General features: G+C 66.0%; 13 protein-coding genes and 1 pseudogene. 13 read left to right on the top strand and 1 reads right to left on the bottom strand.

The window, feature by feature from the left end:
* The first annotated feature begins 9 nt into the window (after nt 1–9).
* The 13 genes and pseudogenes from VSR34_RS03765 (at nt 10) to VSR34_RS03705 (ending at nt 18184) form a co-directional block, all read left to right on the top strand.
* The gene (locus tag VSR34_RS03765; RefSeq protein WP_342961899.1) at nt 10–2025 is read left to right on the top strand and encodes a cation:proton antiporter; all 2016 of its coding nucleotides are present in this window, start codon (nt 10–12) and stop codon (nt 2023–2025) included.
* A gap of 99 nt (nt 2026–2124) precedes the next feature.
* The gene (locus tag VSR34_RS03760) at nt 2125–2691 is read left to right on the top strand and encodes an adenine phosphoribosyltransferase (RefSeq protein ID WP_028209352.1); all 567 of its coding nucleotides are present in this window, start codon (nt 2125–2127) and stop codon (nt 2689–2691) included.
* Between the two features lie 32 nt (nt 2692–2723).
* Nucleotides 2724–3338 (top strand): LysE family translocator, encoded by a 615-nt coding sequence (locus VSR34_RS03755; protein ID WP_028230028.1) that lies wholly within the window; start codon nt 2724–2726, stop codon nt 3336–3338.
* An 18-nt stretch (nt 3339–3356) separates the two neighbouring features.
* Nucleotides 3357–4226 carry an NUDIX hydrolase family protein gene (locus tag VSR34_RS03750; RefSeq protein ID WP_028230029.1) on the top strand — a complete coding sequence of 290 codons (870 nt, stop codon included), beginning with the start codon at nt 3357–3359 and terminating at the stop codon, nt 4224–4226.
* 74 nt (nt 4227–4300) lie between these two features.
* On the top strand, nt 4301–5170 hold the full coding sequence (gene purU, locus VSR34_RS03745) for a formyltetrahydrofolate deformylase (protein ID WP_028209355.1): 870 nt from the start codon (nt 4301–4303) through the stop codon (nt 5168–5170).
* Nucleotides 5171–5408: 238 nt separating this feature from the next.
* The gene (locus VSR34_RS03740; RefSeq protein WP_042288233.1) at nt 5409–6740 is read left to right on the top strand and encodes a nitrate/nitrite transporter; all 1332 of its coding nucleotides are present in this window, start codon (nt 5409–5411) and stop codon (nt 6738–6740) included.
* 64 nt (nt 6741–6804) lie between these two features.
* Nucleotides 6805–8179, top strand: a pseudogene (locus VSR34_RS03735) (NarK family nitrate/nitrite MFS transporter).
* A gap of 216 nt (nt 8180–8395) precedes the next feature.
* Nucleotides 8396–12133, top strand: coding sequence for a nitrate reductase subunit alpha (locus tag VSR34_RS03730; protein ID WP_028230032.1), 3738 nt, complete (start codon nt 8396–8398; stop codon nt 12131–12133).
* Nucleotides 12130–13683 carry a nitrate reductase subunit beta gene (narH, locus tag VSR34_RS03725; protein ID WP_342961898.1) on the top strand — a complete coding sequence of 518 codons (1554 nt, stop codon included), beginning with the start codon at nt 12130–12132 and terminating at the stop codon, nt 13681–13683. Before VSR34_RS03730 ends, narH begins: the two co-directional genes overlap by 4 nt.
* A 17-nt stretch (nt 13684–13700) precedes the next feature.
* Nucleotides 13701–14423: a nitrate reductase molybdenum cofactor assembly chaperone gene (gene narJ, locus VSR34_RS03720; protein ID WP_342961897.1), complete on the top strand. Its 723-nt coding sequence runs from the start codon at nt 13701–13703 to the stop codon at nt 14421–14423.
* The gene (gene narI / locus VSR34_RS03715; protein WP_342961896.1) at nt 14420–15103 is read left to right on the top strand and encodes a respiratory nitrate reductase subunit gamma; all 684 of its coding nucleotides are present in this window, start codon (nt 14420–14422) and stop codon (nt 15101–15103) included. Before narJ ends, narI begins: the two co-directional genes overlap by 4 nt.
* A 307-nt stretch (nt 15104–15410) precedes the next feature.
* Nucleotides 15411–17393 (top strand): type IV pili methyl-accepting chemotaxis transducer N-terminal domain-containing protein, encoded by a 1983-nt coding sequence (locus tag VSR34_RS03710; protein WP_342961895.1) that lies wholly within the window; start codon nt 15411–15413, stop codon nt 17391–17393.
* A 68-nt stretch (nt 17394–17461) separates the two neighbouring features.
* Complete coding sequence (locus VSR34_RS03705; RefSeq protein ID WP_342961894.1) at nt 17462–18184, top strand: response regulator transcription factor; 723 nt, start codon at nt 17462–17464, stop codon at nt 18182–18184.
* A 30-nt stretch (nt 18185–18214) separates the two neighbouring features.
* Here VSR34_RS03705 and VSR34_RS03700 read toward each other — a convergent pair whose 3' ends face one another.
* Nucleotides 18215–19300 (bottom strand): AI-2E family transporter, encoded by a 1086-nt coding sequence (locus VSR34_RS03700; RefSeq protein ID WP_028209356.1) that lies wholly within the window; start codon nt 19298–19300, stop codon nt 18215–18217.
* Nucleotides 19301–19374: the final 74 nt, after the last annotated feature.

Below are 19374 nucleotides of genomic sequence, written 5' to 3'. Positions count from 1 at the left end.
CTCCACACGATGATCTCCCCGCTGGAAATGACGCTGTTCCTGCTGCTCGCCTCGGTGGTCGGCGTCGTCCTGTTCCGCTATCTGAATCTGCCGCCGATGCTCGGCTACCTCACGGTCGGCATCCTCGTGGGCCCGCGCGCGCTCGGCATCGTGCCGGATACGCACGGCGCGCAGAACCTGGCCGAGTTCGGCGTCGTGTTCCTGATGTTCTCCATCGGCCTCGAGTTCTCGCTCTCGAAGCTGCGCGCCATGCGCCATGCGGTGTTCGGCCTCGGTCTCTCGCAGGTGATGGGCACGATCCTGGTGGCGCTCCTGCTCGGGCTCGTGCTGGAGCCGTGGGTGCATATCACCTGGCAGGCGTGCGTCGCGCTGGGCGGCGCGCTCGCCATGTCGTCCACGGCCATCGTCAGCAAGATGCTGTCCGAGCGGCTCGAGATCGAATCGGAGCACGGCCGCAACATTCTGGGCGTGCTGCTGTTCCAGGATCTGGCCGTGGTGCCGCTCCTCATCGTGATCGCGGCGTTCGGCGGCTCCTCGGCGTCGCTCTTCGAGTCGCTCGGCATGGCCGCCGTGAAGATCGTGCTCGCGCTCGGCATTCTGCTCATCGTGGGGCAGAAGTTCATGACGCGCTGGTTCAACGTGGTCGCGCGGCGCCGCTCGCAGGAACTGTTCGTGCTCAACGTGCTGCTCGTCACGCTGGGCGCCGCGTTCATCACCGACAAGTTCGGCCTCTCGCTCGCGCTCGGCGCCTTCATCGCGGGCATGCTGATCGCCGAGACGCCGTACCGGCATCAGGTGGAAGAGGACATCAAGCCGTTTCGCGACGTGCTGCTCGGCCTTTTCTTCGTGACCACGGGCATGCTGCTCAACCCGCACGTGATCTGGCAGCACCCCCTCATGGTGGCGGGCTTCCTGGTCGGGCCGGTCGTGCTCAAGGCCGTGCTCATCACGGCGCTCACGCGCATGTTCGGCGCCTCGCCGGGCGTGGCGATGCGCACGGGTCTCGGCCTCGCGCAGGCCGGCGAATTCGGCTTCGTGCTGCTGAACCTCATTCTCGACCGGCATCTCGTCGATCCGACGCTCCTGCAGGCGATCCTCGCGGCCATGCTGCTTTCCATGCTCGCCGCGCCGTTCCTGATCCAGAACGCCGACCGCATCGTACTGCGCCTTTCCTCGACGGAATGGATGCAGCAGTCGCTGATGATGACGCGCATCGCCACGCAAAGCATCAAGCAAAGCGGCCACGTGATCGTGTGCGGATATGGCCGCGCGGGGCAGAACCTCGCGCGCATGCTCGAGTACGAGGGCCTCTCGTACGTCGCGCTCGACCTCGACCCCGACCGCGTGGCGGCCGCGGGGGCGGCGGGCGAGTCGGTGGTGTTCGGCGATGCCGCGCGGCGCGAGTCGCTCGTCGCCGCGGGCATCCACCGCGCGGCTGCGGTGGCGATCACCTATGCCAATACGCAGTCGGCCTTTCGCGTGCTCCATCACATTCACGAACTGGAGCCCACCTTGCCCGTGATCGTGCGCACCGTCGACGACGCCGATCTCGAACGCCTGCTCGCCGCGGGCGCGACCGAGGTGATTCCCGAGATCGTGGAAGGCAGCCTGATGCTCGCCTCGCACATGCTGGTGCTGATGGGCGTGCCGATGCGGCGCGTGGTGCGTCGCGTCGAGGAACTGCGCGACGAACGTTACAGCCTCCTGCGCGGCTACTTCCACGGCACCGACGATGTGGGCGAGGACGGTCACGAGCAGGTGCGGCTACAATCCGTACCGGTCGACGAGCGCGCCGACGCCGTGGGCCGCACGCTCGCGGACCTGGGGCTTGTCGAGCTCGGTGTCGAGGTGACGGCGATCCGCCGCCACGGCATTCGCGGCGTCGAGCCGGACCCGTCGACGAAGCTGCGCGAAGCCGACATCGTCGTGCTGCGCGGCCTGCCCGAGCAACTCGCGCTGGCCGAGGAGCGGCTCTCCCGGCACCGCAAGCCGGGCGCCGCTGGTGCGGGCGCGGCGGCGGCCTGACGCGGCCGCCAGGATCGCTGGCTGGCGACCGCCCATGCAAAGGTCCTGCCCCGTTTATACGCCCTACTGTTCTTTATCCCGTCAATACCCGGAGAAATCATGTCCAACGCACCTGCGAATCCGAGCGCGCAAGCCGCCCAGTTCGTGAACAGCCTGATCCGCACGGTGCCGGACTGGCCACAGCCCGGCGTGCAGTTCCGCGATATCACGCCGCTCATCGGCGACCCGAAGGGGCTGCGCGTGCTGATCGACCTGTTCGTCGAGCGCTACGTGGACGCGAAGCTCGACTACGTGGCGGGGCTCGACGCGCGCGGCTTCATCATCGGGCCGATCGTCGCGTACGAGCTGAACGTGGGCTTCATTCCGATCCGCAAGATCGGCAAGCTGCCGTACAAGACCGTCTCCGAGACCTACAAGCTCGAATACGGCGAAGCGACCGTCGAGATCCACGAGGATGCTTGCGGCAAGGGCGACCGGGTCGTGATCGTCGACGACCTGATCGCCACCGGTGGCACCATGATGGCCGGCAAGCTGCTGCTCGAACGCCTCGGCGCGTCCGTGGTGGAGGGCGCCGCGATCATCGACCTGCCGGAGCTGGGCGGCTCGAAGCTGCTGACCGAGGCGGGCCTGCCGCTCTTCACCGTCACCGCCTTCGGCGGCCACTGAAACCCGAACGCACACCGTTACGAGTCGATCTCATGCCGAATTTCGCGCTCTTTCTCGCCACGTCCCTCGCCATTACCTTCGCGCCGGGCCCCGACAACCTCCAGGTGCTCGCGCGCGGCATTTCGCAGGGCCGCGCCGCTGGTCTCGTGGCCGCGCTCGGTTTCGCCGCGGGCGTGACGTTCCATACCACGCTCGCCGCCCTCGGCGTGGCCGCTGTCCTGCGCGCGTCGCCACTCGCGTTCCAGATCCTCAAGCTCGCGGGCGCCGCGTATCTCGTGTGGATCGGCGTGAAGGCGCTCAAGAGCCAGGGCCTCGCCGCCGCGGGCGACCGGCCGCGCCAGCCGCTTTTGGCGATCTTTCGCCAGAGCGTGCTCGGCAACATGCTGAATCCGAAAGTGACGCTGTTCTTCGTCGTGTTCCTGCCGCAGTTCGTCGACGCGCACGGCGCACAGAGCGTCACCCTGCAGATGCTCGAACTCGGCCTCGTGTTCATGGCGCAGACGGTCGTGGTGTTCTCGATCTTCGGGCTCTGTGCGGGCACGATCGGCGGCTGGCTCAAGCGCCGCCCGCGCGCGGGCGTGTGGCTCGATCGCCTTGCGGGCCTCACCTTTATCGCTATTGGCATTCGAATCGCCCTGCGTGACTGATCTACGGAGTCCTGATCGATGACGTTGCCTTGCATTATCGACGCGCGGCGTTTCGACGTCGCTGCGCATCTGCCGTTTCATATCGGCGACGAGCGCGTGGGCTGGATCCGCGAGGACGATGTCGCGCTGCTCGCGCGCTGGCCCGACGTGTTCGAGATCGATGGCGACGCGCAAAGCGCGCGCGTGACGCTCGCTGGGCACTTCGACAGCGTGCCGGCGCGCAGCGCGGCGCTAGGCTCGGTGATCGGCGCGCTGGCGGCAGAAGGCCGCATTCCCGGCTGGCGCAACGAAACCTACGCGATCCGCAACGCCTTCGAAGCACCGCCGCTCGCCTTCATCGAACGCGCGGCCTCGCGCTTCTTCGGCACGATGACGTACGCGGTGCATCTGAACGGCGTCGTAGAATACGCGCATTCCTTGTCGCCCGGCGCACCGCAGCTATGGATCGCGCGGCGCAGCCACACCAAGGCCACCGACCCGGGCATGCTCGACAACGTCGTGGCGGGCGGCATCGGCTGGGGTTTCGACATCGAGGCCACGCTCGTGAAGGAATGCTGGGAAGAAGCGGGCATCGGCGCGGATCTCGCGCGCGAGGCGCGTGCCGGCCGCACCGTGCACGTGCTGCAGTCGCTGCCCGAAGGCACGCAGGCCGAGCAGATCTTCGTCTACGATCTCGTGCTTCCGGCCGACTTCGTGCCGCACAACCAGGACGGCGAAGTCGGCGAGCACCGCCTCGCACGTATCGACGAAGCCGCGCGCTGGATCGAGGAAGGCGCGATGACGGTGGACGCGAGCCTCGCGACGCTCGACTGCCTGCTGCGCCGCCAATGGATAGACGAAGACGCGTGCGAGGGCATTGCCGCGATCTTCGAGGCGCCGACGCTGTGAAAGGGCGCCGGTTCTTTTAGGAAAGCCCCAAAGCCCTTTTGAATCACCAGGTATAGACGGGAGTTACCAGGGTCATGTCGACCGATCACAGCTTCATTCTCAGACTATCGTGCGCCGACCGGCCGGGCATCGTGCATGCCGTGTCGGGCTTTCTGTTCGAGCGCGGCAGCAACATTCTCGACTCGGCGCAGTTCGGCGACAGCCATACGGGCGAGTTCTTCATGCGCGTGCACTTCCAGCAGGTGGGCGGCGACCCGGGCCTCGACGGCCTGCGCGAAGCGTTCGAGCCGCTCGCGCAGGAGTTCGGCATGCGCTGGGAGCTCCATGACGCGAACGTGAAGCCGCGCGTCGTCATCATGGTCTCGAAGATCGGCCACTGCCTGAACGACCTGCTGTTCCGCTACCGCACCGGCCAGCTGCCCATCGAGATTCCCGCGATCATCTCGAACCACAAGGACTTCTATCAGCTCGCGGCGAGCTACAACATTCCGTTCCATCACTTCCCGCTGCTCGGCGGCACCGATGCCGACAAGGCCGCGCAGGAAGCGCGCGTGCTCGAAGTGGTGAACCGCGAAGGCGCCGATCTCGTGGTGCTCGCGCGCTATATGCAGATCCTTTCGCCGCAGCTGTGCAAGGCGCTCGAAGGCCGCGCGATCAACATCCATCACTCGTTCCTGCCGAGCTTCAAGGGCGCGAAGCCGTACTACCAGGCGTTCGACCGCGGCGTGAAGCTCATTGGCGCAACGGCGCACTACGTGACGTCCGATCTCGACGAAGGCCCGATCATCGAGCAGGAAGTGGAGCGTGTCGATCACAACATGACGCCGGACCAGCTCACGGCGATCGGCCGCGACGTGGAATGCGTGACGCTCGCGCGCGCGGTGAAGTGGCACGTCGAGCATCGCATCGTGCTCAACGGGCACAAGACGGTGGTGTTCCGCTGATCTTGCGTTGATGCCACTGCGAACCATGCCGTAGCGCGTTTCATGACGCGCTACGGCTTTCCCATCTGTTCTTGTTGACCCCAGCGCATTCCTGCGGCTTTTGTTCCGCGCCGTCACATCCCCGGTACTACTCCTTAAGATCTAGCGGCGCATCGTCGCTCACTCCCTGCGGAGAATAGCCCGCACCTTTCGTCTTTCCTACGCTTGTCACGTCAACAAAACGACAAGAGGGAAAATCATGAAAGGCAAGCAAGCTGGCGTGGCCCCGCGCGCGGATCCTGTCGCCGATAGTCGTGCATGGCGCGTGCTGGGTTCGAGCACCTTCGCGTTCACGATCTGCTTTGCCGTCTGGATGATGTTCGCGATCCTCGGCATTCCGCTCAAACAACAGCTGCACCTCACCGACACCGAATTCGGCCTGATCGCGGCAACGCCGGTGCTCACCGGTTCGCTCGCCCGCGTGCCGCTCGGCATCTGGACCGACCGCTTCGGCGGGCGCATCGTCTTCTTCCTTACCATGCTCGCTACGATCGTGCCGATCTGGCTCGTCTCGTACGCGACGCAATTCTGGCAATTCCTCGTCCTCGGCCTGTTCGTGGGCTTCGCGGGGGCATCGTTTTCGGTCGGCACGCCCTATGTCGCGCGCTGGTTCCCGAAGTCGCGCCAGGGCCTCGCGATGGGCATCTTCGGCGCGGGCAATTCGGGCGCCGCGCTCAACAAATTCGTGGCGCCGGTGCTGATCGTCGCGGCCGGTACGTGGACCATCGTGCCGAAAATCTACGCGGTCGCCATGCTCGTGACCGCGCTGCTGTTCTGGCTGTTTTCCGCGACCGATCCGGCGCACCGCGTCGGGGACTCCGCCAGCGTGGCGGGCCAGATGCGCGTGCTCGCCGACCCGCGCGTGCTGCGCTATGCGCAGTACTACTCGGTGGTGTTCGGCGGCTATGTCGGGCTTGCGCTGTGGATGCCGCAGTACTACGTGAACCAGTACGGCTTCGGCATCGAGCATGCGGCGTTTCTCGCGGCGTGCTTCTCGCTGCCCGGCGGTGTGCTGCGCGCGTTCGGCGGCTGGCTGTCGGACCGCTACGGTGCGTATCGCACGACATGGGCCGTGATGTGGGTCTCGCTCGCGTGCTTCTTCCTGCTGAGCTACCCGCCTACCGACTTCGTGATCCATAGCGCGCATGGCCCGCTCGGCCTGCATATCAGCACGGGACCGGTCTTCTACACGGTGCTGATGTTCGTCGTCGGCATCGCGATGGCGGTGGGCAAGGCCTCGGTCTTCAAGTTCATCGGCGACGACTACACCGCCAACATCGGCGCGGTCTCCGGCGTCGTGGGGCTGGCGGGCGGCCTCGCCGGGTTCGTCCTGCCGATCCTGTTCGGCTTCCTCGTGGATCTCACCGGCGTCCGCACCACCTGTTTCATGCTGATGTTCGGCGCCACCGCGGTGAGCCTGCTGTTCATGCACTTCTCGTTCCGCCCCGAAGCGCTCGTCAACGGCCGCGCAAAGCTCGCGGGCAAGACGCCCGAAGGGAGCGCTCTGGTGAAAGAAACTTCGCAACCCTGATGAATGGTCGGTTAATCGAATCAACCCGCGCCGCGCGTGCGGCACCTGATGCAAGAGCACAATCATGTCCAAATATTTGCTGACCCAATGGGAGCCCGAGAACAGGAAGTTCTGGCAAGCTTCCGGCGAACAGATCGCCACCCGCAACCTCTGGATCTCGATTCCGGCGCTGATGCTGGCATTCGTGGTGTGGTCGCTGTGGAGCGTCACGGTCGTCAACCTCGATAAAGGCGGCTTTCACTTCACGAAGAACGAGCTCTTCTGGCTCACGGCGCTGCCCGCGCTTTCGGGCGCCACGCTGCGTATCTTCTATTCGTTCCTCGTGCCGATATTCGGCGGCCGCCGCTTCACGGCGATCTCCACGGCGAGCCTGCTGATCCCGGCCTTCGGCATGGGCTTCGCACTGCGCGATCCGTCGACCTCGTATGCGACGCTGCTCGTGCTCGCCCTGTTGTGCGGACTCGGCGGCGCGAACTTCAGCTCGTCGATGGCGAACATCAGCTTCTTCTTCCCGAAGTCGCGCAAAGGCTTCGCCACCGGCCTCAATGCAGGCATCGGCAACCTGGGTGTCTCGCTCGTGCAGTTCGTCACGCCGATCGTCATCTCGACGGCCGTATTCGCGGGCCTGCTCGGCGACGGGCAGAGCTGGGTGAAGGACGGCGTGGAGCACGGGCTTCGTATGGATTCCGCTCATCGTCGTGTCTTCGTTCGCCGCCTGGTTCGGCATGAACGACATCGCCGATGCAAAAGCGTCGTTCAGCGAGCAGGCCGTGATCTTCCGCCGCGCGCACAACTGGATCATGTGCTTTCTCTATGTCGGCACCTTCGGCTCGTTCATCGGCTTCTCCGCTGGCCTGGCGCTGCTCACGAAGGCGGAATTTCCCGCCATCAACCCCACTGCATGGGCCTTCCTCGGGCCGCTCGCCGGCGCGCTCACCCGCCCCGCTGGCGGATGGATCTCGGACAAGCTGGGCGGCGCGCGCGTCACGCTCTGGACCTTCCTCGCGATGATCGCGGCCGTGGCGGGCGTGATCGCCTTCCTGCCGGGCGGCGCGCTGGGCGGCACACAGGGCAGCTTCGGCGGTTTCCTCGCGATGTTCGTCGTGCTCTTCGCGCTCACCGGCATTGGCAACGGCTCGACCTTCCGCATGATTCCCGTGATCTTCCTCACGCAACACCAGCGCGCGGCGAAGGCCGGCGGCGCGGGCGAGCAGCAGCGCGCGCTTGCCGAGGCCGGCAAGGAATCCGCGGCGGTGCTCGGCTTCGCCGGTGCAATGGGCGCTTACGGCGGCTTCTTCATTCCGAAGAGCTTCGGCACCTCGCTCGACCTGACGGGCTCGCCTGTCGGCGCGCTCCTCTGCTTCATCGGCTTCTACGTGGTATGCGCCGCGGTGACGTGGCTGTTCTACGCGCGCCGCAACGCTTCCATGCCTTGCTGAAGCGAGCGGAGACGACAGCGGACTAGTCCTTTAGGCGTAGCGCGGCGCAACGGGACTCCTCCCGATGCGCTGCGCGCACCCTCCGCTCGATGAATGGGCAGGCAAGCGCCTGCTCGCCATACTCGGAACGATACGAGCGCCAGGCGCCGCGCAGGCAATACATGGTGCGGCGACGGGCTCGATCGAACGATTCCAGCAGCAGTCCCGGAGAACCTGATGAGTCATTTTCTGGACCGGTTGAAGTTCATGTCGCGCGTGAAGTCGACGTTTTCGAACGGCCACGGCGCGGTGGTGAACGAGGACCGCAAATGGGAAGACGGCTATCGCAGCCGCTGGCAGCACGACAAGATCGTGCGTTCGACCCACGGTGTGAACTGCACGGGCTCGTGCTCGTGGAAGGTCTACGTGAAAAACGGCCTGATCACGTGGGAAACGCAGCAGACCGACTACCCGCGCACGCGCGCGGATCTGCCCAATCATGAACCGCGCGGCTGCCCGCGCGGCGCATCGTATAGCTGGTACGTGTACTCCGCGCAGCGCGTGAAGTACCCGATGATCCGCGGCCGCCTGATCGAGATGTGGCGCGAGGCCCGCAAGACGCTCGACCCTGTAGCGGCGTGGGCCGATATCGTCGAGGACCCGAAGAAGGCGGCACGCTACAAGCGTGCGCGCGGGCAGGGCGGCTTCGTGCGCGCGGACTGGGACACGGCCAGCGAGATCATCGCCGCGGCCAACGCCTACACCATCGGCAAGTACGGCCCCGATCGCGTGGTGGGCTTCTCGCCCATTCCGGCCATGTCGATGGTGTCGTATGCCGCGGGCGCGCGCTATCTGAGCCTGATCGGCGGCGCGTGTCTGTCGTTCTACGACTGGTATTGCGACTTGCCGCCGTCTTCGCCGCAGATCTGGGGCGAGCAGACCGACGTGCCGGAATCGGCCGATTGGTACAACTCCACGTATCTCATGGTGTGGGGTTCGAACGTGCCGCAAACGCGCACGCCCGACGCTCACTTCTACACCGAAGTCCGCTACAAGGGCACGAAGACGGTGGCGGTGTCGTCGGATTTCGGCGAGATGGTGAAGTTCGGCGACATCTGGCTCGCGCCGAAGCAGGGCACCGACGCTGCGCTCGCGCTGGCAATGGGCCACGTGGTGCTCAAGGAGTTCCACGCTACGGCCAGGTCTACGTACTTCCGCGATTACGTGAAGCAGTACACCGACATGCCGATGCTCGTCACGCTCGCGCGGCGCGACGGCGCGCTCGTGCCGGACCAGTTCCTGCGCGCCTCGCAGCTCGCCGCGAATCTCGACGAAGCGAACAACCCGCAATGGAAGACGCTCGCCATCGATGCCACGACGGGCGACATCGTCGCGCCGAACGGCTCGATCGGCTTTCGCTGGGGCGAAGGCGAGCACGACGGCGGCAGGAAGGCGGGCCGCTGGAACCTCGAGATGAAGGACGGCGGCAGTGGCCGCGAAATCGATCCGCAGTTGTCGCTCATCGATCGGCATGACGAAGTCGTCGAGGTGAGCTTCCCGTACTTCGGCGGCGAGCACGGCGCACTGCTCGCGCGCCGCGTACCCGCGAAGCGCGTGGCGCTCGCGGACGGCACGAGCGTGCTGGTGGCGACCGTCTACGACCTGCAGATGGCCAGCTACGGCGTCGATCAGGGCCTGGGCGGCCCGAACGTGGCGTCCTCGTACGACGACGACATCCCCTGCACCCCGGCATGGCAGGAGAAGCACACCACGGTGCCGCGCAAGCTCGTGATCCAGGTGGCGCGCGAGTTCGCCGACAACGCCGACCGCACGCGCGGCAAGAGCATGGTGATCGTGGGCGCGGCGCTCAATCACTGGTACCACAACGACATGATCTACCGCGGCATCATCAATCTGCTGATGATGTGCGGCTGCATCGGCCAGAGCGGTGGCGGCTGGGCGCACTACGTGGGCCAGGAGAAGCTGCGTCCGCAGTTCGGCTGGGCGCCGCTCGCGTTCGCGCTCGACTGGTCGCGCCCGCCGCGCCAGATGAACGGCACGTCGTTCTTCTACAACCACACGAGCCAGTGGCGTCACGAGAAGGTGAGCGTGGACGAGATCCTCGGGCCGGGCGCGGATCGCGCGCGCTACGAAGGGCTCTCGATGCTCGACCTCAACGCGAAGTCCGAGCGCATGGGCTGGCTGCCCTCGGCGCCGCAACTGGGCGCGAATCCGCTCGACGTGGTGGAAGCCGCGCAGCGCGCGGGAGTGCCACCGGTGCAGTACACCGTCGATCAGCTGACGTCGGGTGCGTTGAATTTCGCCTGCGACGACCCCGACAATCCCGCGAACTTCCCGCGCAACATGTTCGTTTGGCGCTCGAACATTCTGGGCAGCTCGGGCAAGGGACACGAGTACTTCCTCAAGTACCTGCTCGGCACCCAGCACGCGCTGTTCGGCGACGAAGCCGATGCGATCAGGCCTGCCGAGGTGAATGTGCGCGAAGCGGCCGAAGGCAAGCTCGACCTGCTCACGGTGCTTGACTTCCGCATGAGCACCACGTGCCTGTACGGCGACATCGTGCTGCCCTCGGCCACGTGGTACGAGAAGGACGACCTCAACACGTCGGACATGCACCCGTTCATCCATCCGCTTTCGGAGGCAGTGCAGCCGTTGTGGGAGAGCAAGACCGACTGGGAGATCTACAAGGCCATCGCGAAAAAGTTCTCCGAAATCGGCGGCGCGCATCTGGGCAAGCGCACGGACCTCGTCTGCACGCCGCTCATGCACGACACGCCCGGCGAACTCGGCCAAGCCTTCGAGCCGAAGGACTGGCGTCTTGGCGAATGCGATCTCATTCCGGGCAAGACCGCGCCCTCGATGACGCTCGTGGAGCGCGACTATGGCGAGATCTACAACAAGTTCACCTCCGTCGGGCCGCTGCTCGAGAAGCTGGGCAACGGCGGCAAGGGGATCAACTGGAACACCGTGCACGAGGTGGGCGAGTTCGCGCAGCTCACGGGCATCCAGCAGAACCGTGGCGCAGCCGAGGGACGCCCGCGTCTGGAGACGGCCATCGACGCCGCCGAGATGATCCTCACCTTCGCGCCGGAAACCAACGGCCATGTTGCGGTGAAGGCGTGGGATGCACTCTCGAAGATCACGGGCCGCGACCACGCGCATCTGGCCGAAGGCCGCGAGCACGACAAGATCCGCTTTCGCGACGTGCAGGCGCAGCCGCGCAAGATCATCTCGGCGCCCACGTGGTCGGGGCTCGAATCGGAAGAGGTGAGCTACAACGCCGGCTATACGAACGTGCACGAGCTGATTCCCTGGCGCACGCTCACGGGCCGTCAGCAGTTCTATCAGGATCACCGCTGGATGCTCGACTTCGGCGAAGGCCTATGCAACTACAAGCCCGCCATCGACACGAAGACGATCTCGCCGATGCTTGGCGCGAGACCCAACGGTGAGCACGAGCTCGTGCTGAACTGGATCACGCCGCACCAGAAGTGGGGCATCCACTCGACCTACACGGACAACCTGCGCATGCTCACGCTCTCGCGCGGCGGCCCCCACGTGTGGGTTTCGGAGGCCGAGGCGAAGGAGGCGGGCCTGGTCGACAACGACTGGGTCGAAGTGTTCAACGTGAACGGCACGCTCACCGCGCGCGTGGTGGTGAGCCAGCGCGTGCCGCGCGGCATGTGCCTCATGTACCACGCGCAGGAAAAGATCATCAACGTCCCGGGCGCGGAAACGAGCGGCATGCGCGGCGGCATTCACAACTCGGTCACGCGCACGGTGCTCAAGCCGACGCACATGATCGGCGGCTATGCCCAGCTCGCGTATGGCTTCAACTACTACGGCACGGTTGGCAGCAATCGCGACGAGTACGTGATCGTGCGCAAGATGAAGAAGGTCGAGTGGCTCGAAGGGCCGCTCGATGAACGAGCAGAGGAAGGAGCCGCATCATGAAAATCCGCGCCCAGGTGGCGATGGTCCTGAACCTCGACAAGTGCATCGGCTGCCACACGTGCTCGGTCACGTGCAAGAACGTGTGGACTTCGCGCGATGGCGTCGAATACGCGTGGTTCAACAACGTCGAGACGAAGCCCGGCATCGGCTATCCGAAGGAATGGGAGAACCAGGAGAAGTGGAACGGCGGCTGGGTGCGTAACCCGAAAGGCAAGATCGAGCCGCGCCAGGGTCCGAAGCTCAAGGTGCTGGCCAACCTGTTCGCCAACCCGAACCTGCCCGGCATCGACGACTACTACGAGCCGTTCACTTACGACTACGAGCATCTGCAGAAGGCGCCTCTCTCGCAGACGCCGCCCACCGCGCGCCCCGTGTCGGTCATCACCGGCAAGAAGATGGACAAGATCCATTGGGGTCCTAACTGGGAAGACGATCTTGGCGGCGAGTTCGAGAAGCGCAGCCGCGACAAGCTGTTCGAGAACGTGCAGAAGGAGATGTACTCGAGCTTCGAGAACACCTTCATGATGTATCTGCCGCGTTTGTGCGAGCACTGCCTGAACCCCGCGTGCGTGGCGTCGTGCCCGTCGGGCTCGGTGTACAAGCGCGAAGACGACGGCATCGTGCTCGTCGATCAGGACAAGTGCCGCGGCTGGCGCATGTGCATCTCGGGCTGCCCGTACAAGAAGATGTACTTCAACTGGAAGAGCGGCAAGGCCGAGAAGTGCATCTTCTGCTATCCGCGCATCGAGGCGGGACAGCCGACCGTGTGCTCGGAAACGTGCGTGGGCCGCATCCGTTATCTCGGAGTGATGCTCTACGACGCGGACCGGATCAGTGAGGCGGCTTCGGTCGAATCGACACAGGATCTCTATCAGTCGCAGCTCGACGTGTTTCTCGATCCGCACGATCCCGCGATTCAGGCCGAGGCGCGTCGCCAGGGCGTGCCGCAAAGCTGGCTCGACGCCGCCGTGCGCTCGCCCGTGTATCGGATGGCGGTCGAGTGGAAGATCGCGTTCCCGCTGCATCCCGAGTACCGCACGCTGCCGATGGTCTGGTACGTCCCGCCGCTTTCGCCGATCCAGTCGGCAGCGGACGCGGGCCATACCGGCATGGACGGCGTGATTCCCGACGTCGAGAGCCTGCGCATTCCAATGCGCTACCTCGCCAATCTGCTCACCGCCGGCGACGAGAAGCCCGTGGTCAGCGCACTCAGCCGCATGCTGGCGATGCGCGCCTACAAGCGCACGCAGACCGTGGACGGCGTGAACGACGACGCCGTCCTCGAGCGTGTGGGCCTCACGGCGCAACAAGTCGAGGACATGTACCGCATCATGGCGATCGCGAACTACGAAGACCGCTTCGTCGTGCCGTCGTCGCACAAGGAGATGGTCGAGGACTCGTTCAACGAGAAGGGCAGTTGCGGCTTCTCGTTCGGCAACGGCTGCTCGGGCGGCGTTTCGGACGGCTCGCTCTTCGGCTCGAAGGTCGAAGGCAGCGTGGTGTATGTCGACATGCCGAAGTCGCGTCGCAAGACGCCTTCGGAAGCTTGAGCGGGAGGACTTCGATCATGTCGCTCTATTCCGTGCTTTCCGCGCTGCTCGACTATCCCGGGCAGCCCCTGCTCGACGCCCTCGCCGACATCGAGGCCGCGCTCGACGCCGCACCGAACGGCTCAATGGCCACGCGCGAGCTCGCGCCGCTCATCGCGGCGCTGCGCGCTCGCTCGCTCGTCGCGTCGCAGGAAGACTACGTGGCGACTTTCGACCGCAATCCGCGCCACTCGCTGCATCTCTTCGAGCACGTGCACGGCGAGAGCCGCGCGCGCGGCCAGGCGATGGTCGATCTGCTCGACGAATACCGCAGCCATGGGCTCGACGTGGCGACAAACGAGCTGCCCGACTACGTACCGCTCTTTCTCGAAGTGCTCGGCCTGATAGGTGAAAAGGAGGCGAGCGCGCTGCTTGGCGAGGCGATTCACGTCCTTGCCGCGCTCGGCAATCAGCTCGAGAAGAACGAAAGCCCCTATGCGGGCATCTTCACGGTGCTGTGCCAGCTGAGCGACGTCGAGCCGCTGCCGCTCGCGGGCGCGCCCGTGCGCGACATGGACGAGGCGCTCGAGCGCTTCGGCACCGGTGCGGACGGCGTCGAGCCGCTCATGCACACATTCGGCGCGAGCCATTCACCGCAGGTCGTTCATTTTCACCCGCGAGCGGGGTCTGCCGCCGTGACCGCCGCAGCCACCTCCGCTGCCTCGGCCGCCTCGGCTGCCTGCGCAAAGGAATCGCCATGAACACGCTCAACCCGTTTTTGTTCGGCATCTATCCCTACATTGCCACCGCCATCTTCCTGTTCGGCAGCCTCGCGCGCTTCGAGCGCGAGCAGTACACATGGAAGGCGGACAGCTCGCAGCTGCTCTATCGCGGGCATCTGCGGCTCGGCAACATTCTCTTCCACGTGGGCATTCTCGGGCTCTTCTTCGGCCATCTGTTCGGGCTCCTCACGCCCGTCGCGGTGTGGGACTGGCTCGGCGTGCCGCATGCGGTCAAGCAGCTCGTGGCGATGGTCGCGGGCGGCGTGATGGGGTCGATGTGTCTCGTGGGCCTCGCCATCCTGCTGCATCGGCGGCTTTCGAACGCACGCGTTTCGGCCGTGACGCGCGTGGGCGACAAGGTGCTGCTGCTGTGGCTGCTCGTCACGCTGCTGCTCGGGCTCACGACGATCGGCGAATCGGCGACCCACATGGACGGCGCGATGATGGTGCGGCTCATGACCTGGGCGCAGCACATCGTCACGTTCCGCGGCGACGCGGCGAGCCATGTGGCTGGCGCGCCGCTCGTCTTCCGGCTGCACCTTTTCATGGGCATGACGCTGTTCGTGATCTTCCCGTTCACGCGCCTCGTGCACGTGTGGAGCGGCTTTGCCTCGATCACTTATCTGTCGCGCGCCTGGCAGCTCGTGCGTAGCCGCTAGCAAGCGGCGCGGGCGCGGCGGGCTGTGCTTGCCTGTGAACGGCCGTGGGGATGGCCGTTCTTTCGCGGGGAGCGAGCCGCGCTCGCATTCCCCGCACTTTTACGATGCACATGGACCGGGTCGCGCAACGGCAACGGCTTGAGCTTGCCGGGGAAGACGGATGACCTGCCGCATAGTGTCGCAGCCGTCTGCCGATATACGACATTGCGAGCCATCCGCCGTGCTCCGTCAGATAATGCCTGGTGATGCGAGGTAGTGCCAGGTGCAAGCGCCGACGTTTCCGCGCAGCCGCTTTCCCTAACCCGCCATGACCGAGTCTTCCGATTCCGCAACAGGTTCTGCCAAAAGCGCCGGCGCGCAGGCCGCGCCGTTCCCGCGGCGGCTCTCCACGCGCATCGTCGTGCTCTCCACGGTCGCCCTCGCGCTCGTGCTCGCGATGATCAGCGGCACACTGTGGCTCTCGTGGCAGCTCGAAGGCGGCGGGGCCGCGATCAACGACGCCGGGAGCCTGCGCATGCGCGCCAACGCGGTGGCGATCGCGCTATGGGAGGCCCGCACCGGCAAACCCGCGCAAGTCGACACGCAGATGCGCCAGCTCGACGCGACGCTGCTCGCCTTGCGCGACGGCGATCCGGCGCGGCCGCTCTTCCTTCCCGCGGATGCCGGCATCCACGCGCAGTTCGAGCGCGTCGCAACGGCGTGGAGCCAGCAACTGAAGCCCGCTGCGCTGCGCGAGCTCGCCGCCGGCGCGGGAGCGCCTTCGACGTACATCGGCCTCCTGCCCGGTTTCATCGACGAGGCAAACGGGCTCGTCAGCCTGATCGAGCGCGAGAACGCGCGCAAGACCGCGTGGCTGCGCATCTCGCAGGTCGCGCTCGCGGCGCTTTCCTGCGTGGGCACGATGGCCATCGTCTATCTGCTCTACCAATGGTTCGTGGCGCCCGTGCAGCGTTTGCAGGAAGGGCTCGCGCGCATCGAGGCGCAGGAGTTCGACACGCGTTTGCCGGTCGAGACGTCCGACGAGTTCGGCCACCTCACGCAAGGCTTCAATCGCATGGTCGCGGAGCTGCAGGCGCTGTACCGGGATCTCGCCGAACGCGTGGACGCCAAGACCGCGCAGCTGGCGGCGCAAAACCGCGAACTCGCCACGCTCTACGAGATGGCGGCGTTCCTCAACACGCCGGGGGCTACGGAAGACGTCTGCCGCGATTTCCTCACGCGCGTGATGCGCGAATTCGACGCCGACGGCGGCACCGTGCGCGTCGTCTCGCCCGACGACGGCAATCTGCATCTGCTGGTGTCCGAAGGCATGCCCGAAGCGATTACACGCGCCGAGCACTGCATGCCCGCGGCCGATTGCACCTGTGGCGGCGCTTCGGCCGAGGCGCCGGTCGTCTTCGGTCTGATGGCGCCGCAGGGCTCGGGCGCGGGCATCCGCGAAGACAGCGTGCTCGCGCAGCGTTGCCTGAAGGCGGGGTTCGTGAGTGTCGTGGTGTCGGCCATCGTCGCGCAGAACGAGACGTTGGGCACGTTTTCCCTGCACTTCCGGCGCGAGCGCGAGATTGCGCCTTCCGGCGTGCAACTGCTCCAGACGCTCGGCCGTCATCTCGGCGTGGCGCTCATGAACCGGCGTCTCGTGGCGCTCGGGCGCCAGCTCGCCGTCTCCGAGGAGCGCAATCTCGTCGCCCAGGGGCTGCACGACAGCATCGCCCAGGGCCTGAGCTTCCTGAAGATGCAGGTGCATTTGCTCGATGGCGCCACCGGGCGCGGCGACCTCGACGAGATCCGCGAGATCGTGCCGCTCCTCGCGGGCGGCGTGGAAGAAAGCTACGACGACGTGCGCGAGCTGCTGCTCAATTTCCGCACGAAGCTCGCCCCGGGCAAGCTGCGCCTCGCCGTCGAGGACACCGTCGCACGCTTTCGGCGCCAGTCGGACGCCGAGCTGGTGCTCGACTATCGCGACGAAGACGGGCCGCCGCTGCCGCCCGACCAGCAACTGCAGGTGCTCTTCGTGCTGCAGGAGGCGCTCTCGAACACGCGCAAGCATGCGGAGGCGCTGCACGTGCACGTGAGCGTCGTGAACGGACGCGACTTTCGCCTGACGATCGAGGACGATGGTGTGGGCTATGATCCCGCCGAGATCGCCTCACGCGGCGAATCGCATGTCGGCTTTCACATCATGCAGGAGCGCGCGAGACGCCTTGCCGCCGTGCTCGCGCTCGACAGCGCGCCGGGGCGCGGCGCACGCGTCGAACTCGTGCTGCCGGCCGCGAGCCGCATGGCCGCATGAACGGGGCGGCGGGCATCCCGACCGGAACCGGAAGACCTCGACTCAACGCTACGACCGATAACGATTCCATGACCATACGCATCCTGCTGATCGACGATCACACGCTCTTTCGCTCGGGCGTGAGCGCGCTGTTGCAGCGCCAGCCCGACCTCGAAGTGGTGGGCGAGGCGTCGGACGGCGTGGAAGGCGTCAAGCGCGCCAAGCAGCACTTGCCCGACGTCATCCTGCTCGACCTGAACATGCCCGGCCTCTCGGGGCTCGAAACGCTGCAGCTGCTGGTCGAGGATCTGCCGGAGACGGCGGTCGTGATGCTCACCGTCTCCGAAGACGCCGACGAACTCACGGCCGCGATGCGCGAGGGTGCGCGCGGCTTCCTGCTCAAGAGCATCGACGCGGACGCGCTGGTGGCTGCGATCCGCAAGGCCGCGAGCGGCCAGCCGGTCATCACCGAGCACATGACGGCGAAGCTCGTGGAGCAGATGCGCAAGCCCGTCCATTCGACCGGTGGGATCGGCGCGAGCGGCGCGGCCGGCGTGGCGAGCGCTCCCGGCGCCGCGCGTCCGGGCGCCGAGGCGCTCACGGCGCGCGAGCGCGACATCGTGCGCGAGCTGGCGCGCGGCGCGAGCAACAAGGAGATTGCGCGAACGCTCGACCTGGCCGAGAGCACGGTGAAGATTCACGTGCGCAACATCCTGCGCAAGCTCAATCTCACGAGCCGGGTGCAAGTGGCGATCTATGCGATGGGGCAGGACGGCATGACGGACGCGGGCGGCGAGCCGCGCGGGCGTTGAGCGCCGCGCGCGGGCATCCGGTAAAGCGGCTCAGACGAGCCGCAGATAGATGAGTTCGCGCTTGATATACGCGTAGAAAATGGGCGCGGCGATCACGCCCTGAATGCCGAACGCGGCTTCCATTACCAGCATCGCGACGAGCAGCTCCCAGGTGCGCGCCTCGATCTGGCCGCCCACGATGCGTGCGTTCAGGAAGTATTCGAGCTTGTGGATCAGGATCAGGAAGACGAGCGCCGTGACCGCGGCGGGCAGGCTCACGGTGAGCGCGATGGCGACGATCAGCGTGTTCGAGATCAGATTGCCGATCACGGGCAACAGACCCACCACGAAGGTCACCACGACCAGCATCTTCGCGAGCGGCAGCGGTGCGTGAAAGAGCGGCAGCCCGACCAGCAGGAAGAGGCCGGTGAACGTCGTGTTGATCGCCGAAATCTTCACCTGCGCAAACACGATGCGGCGGAATGCGTCGGCAAAACGCGAGACGCGCGCGACGAACGCCGTGGAAAGCGGCAGCCGCGTGGCGTTCTTCTGCGCGCCAATGGCGATGATCGCGCCGATGATCATGCCGATCACGATATGCCCGAAGACACGCGCGGCGCTCTTGCCGCCCTGGCCCAGTTGCGTGGCGTGCTCGTGCATCAGCGCGAGCGCCTTGAGCTTCATCTGGGCGACATCCACGGGCAGGTAGGCCGCGATGGATTCGGGAATGCGCCCGCGCGCCTGGTCGACGAACGTCATCATCTGCGCCATGACCTTCTGCACGCTCGGCACGTCGCTTTCGAACTGCTCGATCACGCCCACCGTGAGCCCCGTCAGGACGCCCACGATCACGATGGAAACCAGCACCACCGAAAGCCAGCGCGCCCGGCTGCTCGACATGCGCCGCTCGATGAGCGGCGAAATGGTGTGGACGAGCTGGAACACGAGCATCCCCGCGAGCAGCGCGCCGAGCAGGTTCAAGTGCAGCACCGCGAACATGCCGGCGAGCGCGGCCACATAGCTGCCGATCTCCACTGCCGAAAGCTTCGGCAGGCTCATGTCGCTCGTGAGCCTGACCGTCCTTGGCCGCAGGTCGCGCACCTGTTTATCTTCGGTCGCTTCGTTGCGCTTGACCATTTTGGGTGTATTCCGTCTCCAGGCCCCGGGAACGCTGGCGTCCCCGGCCCGTTGTTGCCGCAGCCATTTCTACT

The sequence above is a fragment of the Paraburkholderia sp. JHI2823 genome (genome assembly GCF_038900695.1).
Taxonomy (GTDB): domain Bacteria; phylum Pseudomonadota; class Gammaproteobacteria; order Burkholderiales; family Burkholderiaceae; genus Paraburkholderia; species Paraburkholderia mimosarum.
Note: the sequence above shows the minus strand (reverse complement) of the source record. Positions and strands in the feature narration are given on the sequence as shown.